At 66.6% G+C, this 14731-nt stretch carries 12 protein-coding genes; 6 read left to right on the top strand and 6 right to left on the bottom strand.

Annotated elements, in window-relative coordinates:
• Positions 1 to 924, bottom strand: a complete 924-nt coding sequence (gene dapA, locus P0Y41_RS00920) for a 4-hydroxy-tetrahydrodipicolinate synthase (protein ID WP_284062143.1) — start codon at positions 922 to 924, stop codon at positions 1 to 3.
• 423 nt (positions 925 to 1347) lie between these two features.
• Between dapA and P0Y41_RS00915 the strand changes: the two genes are divergently transcribed.
• The 3 genes from P0Y41_RS00915 (at position 1348) to P0Y41_RS00905 (ending at position 3248) form a co-directional block, all read left to right on the top strand.
• A complete protein-coding gene (locus P0Y41_RS00915) occupies positions 1348 to 2064 on the top strand; it encodes a phosphoribosyltransferase (protein ID WP_284062142.1) in 717 nt (238 codons plus the stop codon).
• 12 nt (positions 2065 to 2076) lie between these two features.
• Complete coding sequence (locus tag P0Y41_RS00910) at positions 2077 to 3033, top strand: AEC family transporter (RefSeq protein WP_284062141.1); 957 nt, start codon at positions 2077 to 2079, stop codon at positions 3031 to 3033.
• Between the two features lie 74 nt (positions 3034 to 3107).
• On the top strand, positions 3108 to 3248 hold the full coding sequence (locus tag P0Y41_RS00905) for a hypothetical protein (RefSeq protein WP_284062140.1): 141 nt from the start codon (positions 3108 to 3110) through the stop codon (positions 3246 to 3248).
• Here the strand turns inward: P0Y41_RS00905 and P0Y41_RS00900 are convergent.
• A complete protein-coding gene (locus tag P0Y41_RS00900) occupies positions 3245 to 4684 on the bottom strand; it encodes an MATE family efflux transporter (RefSeq protein WP_284062139.1) in 1440 nt (479 codons plus the stop codon). The two genes, P0Y41_RS00905 and P0Y41_RS00900, sit on opposite strands and share 4 nt — an antisense overlap.
• 100 nt (positions 4685 to 4784) lie before the next feature.
• Between P0Y41_RS00900 and P0Y41_RS00895 the strand changes: the two genes are divergently transcribed.
• On the top strand, positions 4785 to 5243 hold the full coding sequence (locus P0Y41_RS00895) for an NUDIX hydrolase (protein WP_284062138.1): 459 nt from the start codon (positions 4785 to 4787) through the stop codon (positions 5241 to 5243).
• 257 nt (positions 5244 to 5500) lie between these two features.
• On the opposite strand, the gene P0Y41_RS00890 is transcribed toward P0Y41_RS00895, so the two are convergent.
• Positions 5501 to 6808 carry a 5'-deoxyadenosine deaminase gene (locus P0Y41_RS00890; RefSeq protein ID WP_284062137.1) on the bottom strand — a complete coding sequence of 436 codons (1308 nt, stop codon included), beginning with the start codon at positions 6806 to 6808 and terminating at the stop codon, positions 5501 to 5503.
• 124 nt (positions 6809 to 6932) lie between these two features.
• Between P0Y41_RS00890 and mtnP the strand changes: the two genes are divergently transcribed.
• On the top strand, positions 6933 to 7811 hold the full coding sequence (gene mtnP / locus P0Y41_RS00885) for an S-methyl-5'-thioadenosine phosphorylase (protein WP_284062136.1): 879 nt from the start codon (positions 6933 to 6935) through the stop codon (positions 7809 to 7811).
• 278 nt (positions 7812 to 8089) lie between these two features.
• Positions 8090 to 8923, top strand: coding sequence for an FkbM family methyltransferase (locus P0Y41_RS00880; protein WP_284062135.1), 834 nt, complete (start codon positions 8090 to 8092; stop codon positions 8921 to 8923).
• Positions 8924 to 9079: 156 nt separating this feature from the next.
• On the opposite strand, the gene P0Y41_RS00875 is transcribed toward P0Y41_RS00880, so the two are convergent.
• The 3 genes from P0Y41_RS00875 to smc form a co-directional block, all read right to left on the bottom strand.
• Positions 9080 to 10060, bottom strand: coding sequence for an orotate phosphoribosyltransferase (locus P0Y41_RS00875; RefSeq protein ID WP_284062134.1), 981 nt, complete (start codon positions 10058 to 10060; stop codon positions 9080 to 9082).
• A gap of 217 nt (positions 10061 to 10277) precedes the next feature.
• Positions 10278 to 11135: a segregation and condensation protein A gene (locus P0Y41_RS00870; RefSeq protein ID WP_284062133.1), complete on the bottom strand. Its 858-nt coding sequence runs from the start codon at positions 11133 to 11135 to the stop codon at positions 10278 to 10280.
• A complete protein-coding gene (gene smc / locus P0Y41_RS00865) occupies positions 11128 to 14715 on the bottom strand; it encodes a chromosome segregation protein SMC (protein WP_284062132.1) in 3588 nt (1195 codons plus the stop codon). Before smc ends, P0Y41_RS00870 begins: the two co-directional genes overlap by 8 nt.
• Between the last annotated feature and the right edge of the window lie 16 nt (positions 14716 to 14731).

The following is a 14731-nucleotide window of genomic DNA, read 5'->3' as shown; positions in this document are numbered from 1 at the left end:
TCAGGCCCCATCTGCGGGCGACGCCGCGTCTGCTGGTCCCTCCAACTCCGCGAGCAGTTCCGTCAGCACGCGCAGCGTCTCGTCGCTCCCGCGCGTCAGCGGCGGGCGCAGTTCCGCCGGTCCGTACCCTCGGATCGCCATCGCCTCCTTCACCGGGATCGGGTTCGTCTCGCCGAAGAGCGCGCGCGTCAGCGGCCCGAGTTCGTGGTGGATCTCGCGTGCGCGCTCGAAGTCGCCGTCGAGGGCGGCGTGGACCAGTTCCGCGGTCCGTTCGGGCTCGACGTTGGCGGTGACCGAGATGGTCCCCGTCGCGCCCATCGACATGATCGGGAGCGTCATCCCGTCGTCGCCCGAGAGCACGTCGAACGCCTCCCCGCGCGTGCGCTCGATGATCTCCGAGATCTGGTTCGCGTCGCCGGAGGCGGCCTTGTACCCCTGCACGTTCTCGTGTGCCGCGAGGTCGACGACGGTGTCGACGTCGAGGTTGAGGCCGGTCCGGCTCGGAACGTTGTACACGACCTGCGGGACGTCGACCGCGTCCGCGATGGTCGCGAAGTGGTCGTACTGGCCCGCCGGCTCGGGCTTGTTGTAGTACGGCGATATGAGCAGGATCGCGTCCGCGCCGGCGTCGGCCGCGCGCTCGGACAGGTCCAGCGCCTCGCGCGTCGAGTTCGAGCCGGTGCCGGCGATCACGGGCACGTCGACGGCGCCGACGACGGTCTCGACGACCTCGGCGTGTTCGTCGTGGGTGAGCGTCGCGGCCTCGCCGGTCGAGCCGACCGGGACGAGCCCGTCGACGCCGGCGTCCGCGAGTCGTCGCGCGTCGGCGGCGAGCTGTTCGTGATCGACCTCGTCGGTGCCGTCGGTGAACGGCGTCGTCATCGCCGGGTAGACGCCGGCGAAGGTGTCGTGGGATATCGTCATGGGTGTGGTGTCTGGGTGAGTTCGTCGGTTGTCGCAGATGGGTACGGGCGAGCGAACGGCGGACCGAAACTCGCCCCCGACCGGCCGCTACGCCAGGCCGGGAGCGATCTCACACACGTTTCGGTTTCGCTGAGAAGGCGGGGCGGACGCAAGGCTCGACGACGACGGCGCGCGTCGAGGTCGGCGTCTCGCTCATTACCGAAGTACAGATCCGACGCGAGTAAAGGCGTTTCCCTGTTGGCCGAATTTGTGATCCCGCCCGTCTCGACTTGTGACTCCGCTCGTCTCGACTTGTGACTCCGCTCGTCTCGACGATCACTCCGGCGGACGGGGCTGCTGACCCGCCGTCGTCGAGCCCCGGCAACGAACCCACGCAACCGCGGCTGTAAACCCTTATACGAACACCGGCACGAGGACACGGTAATGAGCGACCTCCCTGACGACTTCGACTGCACCGTCACGAATTGGGAGTACATCTACGGACTCTGTCGGGACGTCTCCGATCAGGTGAAGGCCGCGAACTTCGAGCCGGACGTCGTCGTCGCGCTCGCGCGCGGCGGCTGGTTCGCGGGGCGGTGCATCTGCGACTTCCTCGGGCTCAACGACCTCACGAGCCTGAAGATGGAGCACTACGTGGGCACCGCCGAGAAGTCCGGCGAACCGACCGTCCGGTACCCCATGCCCGAGGGCAGCGTCCAGGGGAAAGACGTACTCATCATCGACGATATCGCCGACACCGGCGGGTCGATCAAGCGAGCCCACGAGTACGTCGCCGACCGCGACTGCGGCGAGGTGCGCACGGCGACGCTCCAGCTCCTCCAGACCTCGGAGTTCGACCCCGACTTCGTCGGCGAACAGCTCGAGGAGTGGACGTGGATGGTGTACCCCTGGAACTTCATCGAGGACATGATCGATCTGACGACGGGCGCGATTGAGCAGGCCGACGCCGAGGCGTTCACCGTCGAGGACGTGCGCCACCACCTCGCGGAGTTCCACGGGATCGACCGGATCGAGATGGAGATCGCCCAGCCGGACCGCGTCGAGGAGGTCGTCGACGAGATGGTGCGCCGCGACGTGATCCGCGAGACCGCCGACGGCTACCGGCTGCTTACCAACGGCGTCGACGCCGACGGGGAGTAGCGCGCCGACGGCGTGGCGCTTCTCGACATCTTCGCGGGAGCGGTCCTCCCCATCATCGCGGTCGCAGCGGTCGGCTTCGCGCTCGGACGCGCAAGCGACGTCGATGCGGGCCCGCTAAACACGGTCGTCGTGTACGTGCTCGCGCCCGCGCTCGTGCTCCACAGCCTCGCGACCGCCGCCTTCTCGGGCGCCACCATCGCCCGAATGACGGTCGCGGTCACGGCGTACGTCCTCGGGATGCTCGTCGTCGCCGAGGGAGTCGGTCGGCTGCTCGGCGAGTCGGAGCCCCGACTCTCGGCGCTCGTGCTCGCGGCGACGTTCCCCAATTCCGGGAACTACGGGATTCCGCTCTCGGACTTCGCGTTCCCCGCCGGCGGCCGTCCGGCGGCGGTGCTGTATCTCGCGATCCAGTCGGTGCTCATCTACACCGTCGGCGTGTACGTCGCCTCCCGCGCCGGCGGCGGCGGTGGCCTTCGGGGGGTTCGGCGCGTGTTCAAAATCCCGCTCGTGTGGGCCGTTCCGGTCGCGCTCGGCGCGCGGGCGCTCGGCGTCGTCCCGCCCGCCGCCGGAACCGTGATGCAGACGCTGCAACTGGTCGGCGACTCGTCCATTCCGGTGATGTTGTTGATCCTCGGGATCCAGCTCTCGCGAACTGACTACGGGGCCGCGCTCTCGCAGGCGGCGACCCCCTCGATCCTCAAGATGGCCGTCGCGCCCGCGGTCGCGGTCGCCATCGCGCTCGCTGTCGGGTTTCAGGACGCGACGGTCGCGCGCGTGTTCGTCCTCGAATCGGCGATGCCCGCTGCCGTGACGCCGCTCATCCTCGTGGGCGCCTTCGCCGACGACCTCGAGATCGGCGGCGTCTCCGTCCCCGAGTACGTGAGCACCGTGATCCTCGTGACGACGCTCGCATCCATCCCGCTGCTGACGGGGCTGATCGCGCTGTTGGAGAGCGGCCTTCTGGTGTGACCGGTCGGAACCGGGCCTGTCGGCGGCGCATACGAGGCGCCTACTGAAGCGTCCGCGACGCGTGCGAACGGGTCATGCGTCCCTCGAGTGAGAGACGGACGCGGGCGATCGGCGCCGGCGTCGGCATCGGCGCGGGGGTCGTGATCGCGCTCGTCGCCGGCGCCGCGGTGTACCGGACGGCCACGGCCGACGCGGAACCGGAACGCGGCGGTTAGTCGTCCGCAGGGACGACCGACGGTGGCTCCACCACCGACCGCATCCACGTCCCGTGCAGGAGCCACGCCAGCCCGGCGATCGCGCCGACGACGTCGCCGGCGACGACCGCCCACCAGATCCCCGTCGTGCCGAGGTCGTACACGAACACCGCGGCGTAGGTGACGGGGACGCGAACGAGCCACACCGCCACGAGCGACAGCGCGAGCGCCGTCGTCGTCCGGCCGGCGCCCCGGAACGCGCCCCGCGAGATCTCGAACACACCGAGGAAGACGAACATCGCGGACGCGATCCGCAGATACGTCGACGCGTAGGCGATCGTCTCGCCGGCGTCGGGCGACCCGGGCGGGAGGAACACCTCCACGATGGGGGTGGGGAACGCCGCCGTCAGGAGCGCCACGGGGACCATCACGACGACCACGACGCCCAAGGCCGCACGGACGGCGCGCCACGCACGGTCGGGCTTCTCCGCGCCGAGGTTCTGCCCGACGACGGTGTTCGTCGCCTGCGCCAGCCCCATCGCCGGCAGAAACACCAGCGAGATGAGCCGGTTGCCAAGCCCGTACGCCGCGACGACGGCGGGCGGGAACGTCGCCACGAGCGCCGTCAACACGACGAACGCGAGCGAGACGCCAGACTGCTCCAGCGCCGAGGGGACGCCGAGTTTGACCACCTTCCGGACGATCCCGAGGTCGGGGACCAAGTCGCGGGGGCGGATCGCCGGTCCCGCGGGCGTCCCGAACAGGACGTACCAGCCGACGACCGTCGCGATCGCGCGGGAGATCAGCGTCGCCCACGCGGCGCCCTCGATCCCGAGCGCCGGGAACGGTCCCCATCCGAAGATCAAGAACGGATCGAGCGCGACGTTGACCGCGACGGAGACGACCATCACCCGCAGCGGCGCGCGCGTGTCGCCGTAGCCGCGCATCAGCGAGACGAACACGAAGAAGCCGAACAGGAACGGCGTCGCGAGGAAGAACACCCGCATGTACGCGGCCGCCAGCGGCACGATGTCCGTCGCCGTCGCCTCGTTGGCCGGAATGAGCGACAGCGCCGGCTCGACGGCGAGGTAGCCGAGCGCGCCAAGCACCAACGCCACGAGCATTACGAACCCAAGGGCCGTGCCCGCCACTTTACCCGCCTCCCGGGCGCTCCCCGAACTGGCCGCGCTGGCGCCGGTGTGCTGGGCGACGAGGATCGCCCCCGCCGCGGTGAAGCCGCCGCCGACGCTGATGAACAAGAAGACGATCGGGAACGCCAGCGAGAGGGCGCCCACCGCGTCCGCCGAAAGCCGGCCGAGCCAGAACGTGTCCGCGACGTTGTACATCACCTGCAGCAGTTGGATCAACACTAACGGCCACGCGACGCGCAGCATCGGTCGGAGGAGGTCGCCCTCGACGAGATCCGACGCCTGCGCTGAGGAGGGGGACCCATTCATGACTCCTACGAAGCGAAGGTGGGTCTTGAACGCTTCTCACGCGTGGTATCACGAAACACGCCGACCAAACCGCTTTCCCGCACCTCCGTGATCCGAGCACATGACCGACAGGTACGTCGTAAACGTCGACGCCGCAGTGTACCGCCTCCGCGACGGCGACCCGGAGTACCTCCTGATCGAGCGCGGCGCCGGCGAGGATCACGCGCCCGGGACGCTGGGACTCCCGGGCGGCACGATGGAACTGTCGCCCAACGACAGGGGCGACGGCGGCGCCATCGAGTCGACCGTCCGCCGGGAACTCCGCGAGGAGGTCGCCGTCGAGGTCGGTGACGCGTCCGTCGTCACGAGCGGCGTGTTCGAGTTAGCCGCCGGCGATCCGTGTCTGAACGTCGTCTGTCTCGCAGCGCACGAGGCTGGCGGGCCGTATCCGGCTGCGCCCGACGAGATCGCGGCCGTGGACTGGTACACCCTCGACCGTATCGCCAGCGAAGAGGACGTTCCGGAGTTCACCCGCGGCTACGTCGAGGCGGCCGAACGAGCGCGAACCGGCGGACAGTGAACGTCGGCGCCGGGTACGCCTGTGCATCCAACACGCTCCTGTCGTGGCTCGTGTTCGCCCTGCTGATGGTCCCGTTTCGGCTCGTCAATCCGGACGGTGTCGCCGAGTCGTGGTCGTTCGTGGCGCTGCTGGCGATCCCGCCGGTCGTCGCGCTCGCCGCCTCCCCGCTGTCGTTTTGGGTCACGATCCCGGTGGGTGCCGCCGGCGGGTACGTGTGTCCGAGCGCGTCCGTCGAGAGACCCGCGACTGTCGTCGCCTCACGCGTCGAGGCCGGGCACGTCGAACGCGTTCGCCTCGCGGCGGACCCGCTCTGCGTCGAGGGTCTGGTGCCCGCCTCGCTCCTCGTCGTACAGCACCGCCCCGTCGACCGCGGTGAACGCGACGTCGTCGCCGTGGGCAGCGAACACGAGGTGGCTCACGGGGTCGTGGACCGGCGTCGCCCGGGTGAGGTCCGTGTCGACGCCGATCACGTCGGCCTTCCACCCCTCGCGGAGCGCGCCCACGCGGTCGAAGCCCGCCGCCCGCGCGCCGTTCAGGGTCGCCATCCGGAGCGCGGTCGCGGCGTCGACCGCCGTCGGGTCGCGGGCGTCGACCTTCGCGAGCAGGCTCGCCTGTTTGAGCTCGGTGAACGGGTCGAGCGTGTTGTTGCACGGCGGGCCGTCGTTGCCGAGGGCGACGTTCACGCTGCGCGCGAGGTAGTCCTCGACGGGTGCGATCCCGGAGGCGAGCTTCATGTTCGAGGAGGGGCAGTGCGTGACGTGGGTTCCGGTCTCCGCGATGATCTCGCGCTCGGCCTCGTCGGTGTGGACGCAGTGCGCGAGGATCACGTCGTCGCCGGTGAGGCCGACCTCGTGGAGGTACTCGACGTTTCGCCTGCCGGTGCGCTCCTCCACGACGCCGATCTCGTCGGTGTTCTCCGAGGCGTGGGTGTGGATCCGGACGCCGTCGTACGCGTCCGCCAACTCGCGACAGCCGCGCAAGCACTCGTCGGTGCAGGTGACGGCGAAGCGCGGGGTGACGGCGTAGCGGATCCGGCCGTCGTCGGCCCCGTGGTAGTTCCAGATCAGCCCCTCCGACTCCGCGAGCGCGCGCTCGGTCCCTTGTCGGAGCCCGTCCGGCGCGTTCGTGTCCATCAGCACCTTGCCGGCGCGAGCGCGGATCCCCGAGTCGACGGCCGCCTCGAGCGCGGCCGCCGCGTGGTGGACAGACAGGTGGTCGATCACGGTGGTGACGCCCGACTCGATGCACTCCAGGTACCCCAACTCCGCTGCGAGTCGCATCCCGTCAGCCCCGAGGCCGGCCTCCATCGGGAGCACGTGATCGTTCAGCCAGTCGAGCAGCGCCGCGTCGTCGGCGATCCCCCGGCCGAGCGACTGCACCGAGTGGATGTGTGCCCCGACCGCGCCGGGCGCGACGATCCCGAACGCTCGGTGTTCGTGGTCGGGGTAGCGGTCGCGGAGGGCGGTCTCGTCGCCGACGGCGGCGATCCGGTCGCCCTCGACGACGACCGCGCCGTCTTCGATGACCGTCTCCGGGTCGGCGACGACGGTTCCGGCGAGTAGCATGGGTCCGCGTTGACTCCCTCGCCGTGGTACAAAGGCGTACGGATCGGAGGCGAGGCGCGCTGTCGTCGGTCCCGGCTCGGATCCGCACCTCTTTACCCCGAACCGCCAGAATCGTCTGCCACGCATGACCATCGGCTTCATCGGCGGCAGCGGTATCTACGAGGCGCTCCCGCTGCGGAACACGCGCACCGAGTCCGTGACGACGCCCTTCGGCGAACCCTCCGCGGACCTGGAGATCGGGGAGTTCGGCGAGACCGGGCGGGAGGTCGTCTTCCTCCCGCGCCACGGGCCCGACCACCAGCGGTCGCCCACGGATCTCCCGTACAAGGCGAACATCTACGCGCTGAAACAGGCCGGCGTGGAGTACGTCATCGCCAGCAACGCCGTCGGCTCGCTGAAGGAGGAACTTCCGCCCCAGACGATCGTCATCCCGGACCAGATCTACGACCGGACGAAACACCGCGACCTCTCCTTTTTCGGCGACGGCATCGTCGTTCATCAGCCGTTCACACGGCCGTACTCGCCGAAGCTCGCCGAACACCTCGCGGACGCCGCCGACCGCGCGCTCGACGACCTCGGCGCCGACTCCGACGTGGTCGACGAGGGCACGTACGTCTGTATCGAGGGGCCGCAGTACTCTACCAAGGCCGAATCGGAGTTCTACAAGTCCCAGGGCTGGGACCTCGTGGGAATGACCGCCATCCCGGAGGCGAAGCTCGCGCGCGAGGCCGAGATGGCGTACGCGACGGTCGCCGGCGTCACCGACTACGACGTGTGGAAGCAGGACGCCGAGGTGACGCTGGAGGAGGTGCTGGAGAACGCCGCCGCCAACGAGGAGGCGATCAAAGAGACCGTCGAGGAAGCCGTCCGCACCTTCCCCGACGTGATGGACTGCGAGGCGCACGGTTCGCTCGAGGGGACGATCAACACGCCCGCCGAAGCCGTCCCCGAGGAGACGCGCGAGCGCGTCGGCATCTTCGTCGACGAGTACCTGGACGACTGAGGACGACGACCCCGGGCGAACAGCGCTATTGGCATGCCACGCGTTGGTTCGATGACTACCGACGAACCAGCCGGCAGAGAGCTATTGCGAACTGATCACCGCCAGTTACGTCTGGAAAATACATGTGTCGTTTGCAAGAGTGAACGCGAATCGGAGAAGATAGCCGGTTAAATTCTCACAGCAAGAATACAACGAGAATCGAATTATGAGCGGACTACACCAGAGATCGTAAAGTAACAAACGTATACTAATTTGATTGGTCCCGGTTCATTTGGGGAATGGGATCTATGGCCTCACGCTTCTATCGCCGAGTACGACACCTCGTCGAAGCCGCCGGTCTAAAGTCCGTGATACTGCCTTTCTATCGCCAGTGGACCCACCTCCAATACCGGTTAGCTGGCGAAGTACAAGCGGTTGAAATTGGAGGCGCCAGCGCACGATTCCTCATCCCGACAAGAAACGAGTGGTCGGACTTTCGGACGATCGAAGAACGACCGATCCTCGACCATCTCGTGTCGAATCTCCACCCTGACGACGTCTTCTACGACATCGGCGGCAATCTCGGTCTGTACTCCTGTCTGGTCGCAGACGTGGTGGACCAACCCGTTATTGCGTTCGAACCACACCCCGGCAACGCCGGACGGCTCGAAGAAAACGCAGACCTCAACGGAGCCGACATCTCTGTCTTCCGGCGCGCGCTCGCCGATTCCACGGGAGAAACGGAACTCACGATCACGTTGGAGAACGTCGGATCGGCCGGCCATACGCTGGTCTCGGACTGGGACCACGGCGTCGATTCGATCGCGATTTCGAAAGTCCGCGGTGACGAGTTCATCGTCAAAAAAGACCTCCCCCGGCCGACCGTCGTCAAGATAGATGTCGAAGGTGCCGAGCGGGCGGTGCTCGGTGGACTGGACGCAACACTATCTGACCCTGATTGTCGATTGGTGTACTGCGAGACACACGCAGAGCGACTGGAAATACAAGGCAGCTCAGTGGCGGATGTCCGTGCTACTCTCGAATCACAAGGATTCTCGGTCACGGAGCACCCCATCCGTGAGGGGAGAGGGGTATCGATGCTCATCGGTGCGAAACCGAACAGCGCGGTATGAGTCGGACCGAAATTCCCCACCAGTTACTGCAGGAGCGAAGCGCTCGCGATGGCAGCTGAGTTTACCTAACGCTTTTGCTACAAGTGATCGTCTGCACTGACGGCATCTGCGTCATCGGGAACGTCCCGGTTGGAAACTCATCGCCGAGAGTCCTACTCACTGGATCCTGGCGGAGATGAAATTATGAGTGAGAAAAAACAGATGCTTCGCGGCCTTCACGGAGAACGTCGCGGGATTCTCTCTCAGCCTCGACACGTACGATCTGCTCTGTTGGTACGTTCGCTTCGCCCGGCCGGGCCGGATCATCTCGTTAGTTCCGTAACAGAACACCGGCCGACTCGTCCGCTGACAGATCTCGCTCGATTGCCGCTGACTGCTTTCGATGAAGAGCGGAGCGTCCGTGGAGTCGTACACGTTCGCCTTGTGTTGCGCGTGGTTCCCCTGCGCTTGTCTCGCCTCCTTGCTCGGCAGATCCATCATCACAAGCCTGTCGTACTGAAATCCGTGCTCGTCCAACCACTCCTCTGTTTCCGTCCGATACGTTTCGAGTCTGCTCGTGACGAGGTGTCCGATCTGCTGGTTCGGAACGATGTTCGGCTCGACTTCGGTGAGAAACTCGCGGTACCGTTCGCCATCGTCGTTCTCCTCGGGGGTCGGGTCTCGACAAAGAACGCCGTCGATGTCAACACACGAGTTCTGCAACAGTGGGTGATGCATGAGGTTCCACTCAAAGACACGAGGTCGGGGGACGATCTCGCCCCAGTAATCGACGTATCTGTGACCCTCTCGAGAGACGTATACCGCAGCGTACGAGACGTCGAACGGCAGATCCAGTTCCTCGAGTCGATTCCGCGTTTTCGTCATCTGTGCTCCCGATCGCACAGAGTCATCGATGACTAACACGGAGTCGAGGTCGCGGAACGAGCGATCCTCCCGGTACCTTTCACCGGTGTCGAGCAGCCGACCCTCACAGAGCCCGTCAACGTCCGTCATCGGGACGTCGAGAGAGAGGCATAGCATGTTCGCGGCTAGGAGGCCGCTTCTCGGAACCCCGACGACGAGGTCGACGTCTCCCGAGTGTTCCCGAGCAAACTGTTGAGTGTCCTCGCTGAGTTCAGCGACACTCTTGTAGTTCATTTCGCGCACGTACTGGCGGGATCCCCTATGTTATGTTGCCCATACGGGAAGTGAGTGTGACGCTGTCCCGCCAGGGTGATACACGGTGGCGTTCGATGTGCGCGCTGGCTCTATCGCCGACTGACTCTCCAGCGGCTCTCGGTCGAACCACCACGTGCCGATCGATAGTCGCCGGACCGAGTAGCACATCCGCGAACGAAGCGAGAACGGTTCGTCGTCAGTCCGCGATCGCCTCGTCGCCGACGGCGGAAACGCCGGCGTCGCGAACCCACAGGTCACCGAAGAGGTCGTCCTGCTCCAGGGTGATCTCGCCGCGGTGCGCGAGGAACAGCAGCGCGAGATACGTCATCACGGCGGTGGACCCGACGCTCGCGATCTCTCGGAACAGCACCTCGGTGCGCCCCCGCTCGTACTGCGGGCGCAACTCGGCGCGCACGTTCTCGATGACGGCCTCGATGTCCTCCTCGTGGGTCGTGCCCGTCACGTCCGACTCGCCGGGTTCGCCCTCGCGCCGGAGGTCGTCGGCGCCGTGGTACTCCAGGGTCTGCGTCCCGCGGGAGAAGCCCTTCGGCGACTCGCTGGTGTCGTACTGACGCGACTCCTTCCACCAGGTGCCGCGCTCTGCCTCCCGCAGTTCCCGCACGAGTTCGTCCAGCGTCTCGGGGGACCCGCGGGTGCTCTTTCGCTCCAGCCGGCGGTCCATCTCGTCTTCCAGCGCGTTCACCGGATCGAAGCCGTCGTCGATCGGCGCGTCGTCGGCCATCGCGGCGTCGCCCTCGAAGGCCCGCTCCCACGGCTCGAGATCGTCCTCCGGGTCGTCGTCGTCCGCGGCGAGCATGTCGTCTGACTTCATCCGCAAGAGGACGCTCGCGTAGAAGAGCGCGCGCCCACCGGTCCGGAGGTCTGCCTCGTCGAGTCGGTCGAGGAACGCGTCGGTCACCTCGACCACGTCGATGTCCCACGGGTCGATCTCGCCCTCCTCGGCGAGGTTGACCAGCACCTCGACCGGCTCGACCTCGTCGTCGTCGGCCTCGTCGGGCGGGGCGATCCCCGCGTCGCCGGGCGCCTCAATCATCCGCGCTCGCCTCCGGAACCGGCTCGCCGTCCTCGCCCAACTGGATGCCGGTGACGGCCGAAACGTTGTCCGACTGCATCGTCACGCCGATGGCGCGCTCGGAGCGCTCCAGCAGCGCCGAGCGGTGACTGACGACGACGAACTGCGCGTCGCCCGCCAGGTCGTGAACCATCTCGCCGACGCGCTCGGCGTTAACCGCGTCGAGGAACGCGTCGACCTCGTCGAGCGCGTAGAACGGCGCGGGGTTGTGCCGCTGGATGGCGAAGATGAACGCCAGCGCCGTCAGCGACTTCTCGCCGCCTGACATCGCGTCGAGCCGCTGGACGGGCTTGTCCGCCGGCTGCGCCTTCATCGTCAGTCCGCCCTCGAAGGGGTCCTCGGGGTCCTCCAGGACCAACTCGCCGGTCCCCGCCGAGAGGCGCTGGAATATCTCGGTGAACTGCTCGTCGATCGCCTCGAATGCGTCCATGAACGTCGCTTTCTTCTGGGATTCGAACTGGTCAATCCGTTCTTCGATCGCCTCGCGCTCCTCGACGAGCACGTCGCGGCGCTCCTGGAGGTCGTCGAGATCAGACTGCACGTCGTCATACTCGTCTATCGCGAGCATGTTCACCGGCTCCAACTCCTCCATCTTGGCCGACAGTCGCTCGATCTCCGACTCGACGGTGTCGTGGTCGGGGATCTCCTCGGGGTCGTAGCTGCCGACCTGCTCCTCCAGCGAGTCGATCTCCCACTCCAGCCGCTCGGCGGTCTCGCGCAGCGACTCCAGCTTCGAGACGACGCGCTCGACCTCGCTCTCCTGTTCGTCGCGCGCGGATTTCGCCTCGCGGAACGACTCTTTGACGGCCTCGCGCTCCTCTTTGAGGTCCGCGAGCTCCTCCTCGAGCTCCGCGATGGCGTCGCGTTTCTCCTCTAGGGCGGCCTCCTTGTCTGCAATCTGCTCGTCGAACTCGTCGATCTGCTCTTCGGCGTCGGCCTTCTTCGACTGCGCCGATTCGACGGTGTCGTGGTGGTCGTCGACGGCGTCCTCTGCGTACTGTTTCTCCAGTTGGAGCTGGTTCAACTCGCCGTCGAGGTCGTCCATGCGCGCTTCGAGGTCCTCGATATCCGCGCGGATCTCGTCGGCCTCAGCCGACAGCTCCGGGATCTTCGAGTCGGCCAACTCGCTCTCAAGCTCCTCGATGTCGGCCTCGACGGACGCGATCGCCTCGTCGGCCGCATCGATCTCCTCGTCGAGCGCCGTCATCTCCTCGTCGACCGACTCCCGCTCCTCGCGCAGTTCCTCGAGGCGCGTTTCTAACTCCCCGATCCGCTCTTCCTTCTCCTCGAGTTTCTCCTCGGCGCGCTCGATATCGGACTCGATGTCGCGAACCTTCTCGGCGGCGTCGGAGGCGCGAGAGCGGGCGTCGTCGAGGTCGTCGTCGATGTCGGCGATCTCCGATTTAATCCGCTGACGCTCGTCCTCCAACCCGTGGATCTCCTCGGCGACGCGCTCCAGCTTCCCCTTCCCGGACTTCGAGAACGAGTACCGGGAGCCGCCGCCCGAGCCGCCCGTCATCGCGCCGGACTTCTCGACGAGGTCGCCGTCGAGCGTGACCATCCGGTAGCTGCCCATCAGGTGCCGCGCGGTCTCCATGTCCTCGACGACCAGCGTCGACCCGAGCACGTACGAGAAGATCGGCTCGTACCGGTCCTCGTAGTCGACGAGGTTGCGCGCGAAGTCGACGACGCCGGGGTCGTTCGGCAGCGACGGGAGGCCCCGGTCGTCCATCTCCGTGATCGGGAGGAAGGTCGCGCGGCCCGCGTTGCGCTGCTTGAGGTAGTCGATGCAGTCTGACCCGACGCCGTCATCGTCGACGACGACGTTCGCGAGCCGGCCGCCCGCGGCGGTCTCACACGCCTTCGCGTACTCCCCGGAAACCGAGGCCAGTTCGCCGACTGGGCCGTGGACGCCGGAGAACTGCGCGTTCGTGACTGTCGTGACCGCCCGCGGCCACGAGGTGTCGCCGGAGTCCCCCGCCCGCGCTTCCAGTTTGGAGTACTCCTGCTGTTTCGCGCGGATGTCCTCTTCGACCTCCGCGAGGTCGCTCTGGTGTCCTTCCTTCTCGGCGCGGAGGTCCTCGATGACGCCGTCGATGCTGGCTTTGTTTTTCTCGGCTTTGTCCAGTTCCGAGTGGAGGTTCGAGACGCGCGCGTTCAGGTCCGGGATCGCCTCGCGCGTCTCTTGGATCTCGTCTTCGACGTCGCCGATCTCGTTCGAGCGGCGGCGCGCGTCGTCGAGCAGGCGGTCTTTCTCCCGCTGCTGTTCGTTCTTTTCGGCGCGGCGCTCTTCGAGTGTCTCCTTCTTTTCTGCGAGGTCGGCTTTCAGCTCGTCGAACTCGGTGTCGACGCTGTCGATCTCCGCTTGCACCTCCGCCAACTCCGTCTGCTTCGAGGTGAGCGTCGACTTGACGTTCGCCTTCTCGACTTTCGTCTCCCGGATCTCGGCGTCGAGTTCGTCGATCTCTTCGGTCTTCTTGTCGATGGCGACGAAGGCGTCGCGGCGCTCGGTCTCGGCCTCCTCGACGCGCTCTCGCTGGTTCTCGATCTTCCCTTCCAGCCGAGAGACGTCGCCTTTGATCTCTTCGATCTCGGCTTTGATGGCGATCTGTTCGTCCTCGCCCTTGCGCTCGATCTCGCGGTTGATCTCGTCGAGTTCGGCCTCCAGATCGTCGACGCGGGCCTGCCGCTCGTCGAGCTCCGTCCGCAGTTCCTCGAGTTCGTCCTCGCGCGACTCCATCGACTCTCGCGTCCCCCCGAGGTCGGCGCGTTTCTCCTCCAGCTCGGCGGCCTTGAGGTAGCTCTCGTATTCCTCCTTCTCGTCGCGGAGGCCCTGATACTGGAGCGCGGTCTCTCGCTCGTCGGCGAGCTGCTCGATCCGCTCTTCTTTCTCACCGATGCGGAGGTCGGCCTCGTCGATGCGCTCCTCGACGGTCTCCAACTCGCCGAAGGCGTCCTCCTTCTTGGCGTCGAACTCGGCGACGCCGGCGATCTCGTCGATGATCCCACGGCGCTCGTGGGGCGTCATGTTGATGATGTCGGTCACGTCGCCCTGCATGACGACGTTGTACCCCTCCGGGGTGACGCCCGCCTGCGCGAGCAGATCCTGGATGTCCGAGAGGTTGACCGAACGGCCGTTGAGGTAGTAGTACGAGTAGTAGTTGTCCTCGGTCTCTTTCACCCGGCGCTTGATCGTGATCTCGCCGGCGTCGCCGACGTCGTCGCTGCCGGCGGCGCTGACGACCTGCGACCGGTCCAGTTTCCCGTCGGAGTTGTCGAGCACGACTTCGACGCTCGCCTCGCGGTCGCCCGACGGGCCCTCGCCGTCCTCGAAGCCGGGGTTGTAGATGAGGTCAGTGAGCTTCTCCGCGCGGATGCCGCGCGTTCGCGCGAGCCCCAGCGCGAACAGCACGCCGTCGATGATGTTCGACTTGCCGGAGCCGTTCGGGCCGGTGATGACGGTGAAGTCCTCGTAGAAGGGGATCCGCGTCCGGCGCCCGAAGCTCTTGAAATTGTCCAGTACGAGTTCCTTGATGTGCATACGTGTGTCTGGAGCG

It is taken from the genome of Halobaculum halobium (genome assembly GCF_030127145.1).
Classification (GTDB): Archaea; Halobacteriota; Halobacteria; order Halobacteriales; family Haloferacaceae; genus Halobaculum; species Halobaculum halobium.
The sequence above is the reverse complement of the archived record's forward strand: the minus strand, read 5'-3'. Positions and strand labels throughout refer to the sequence as shown.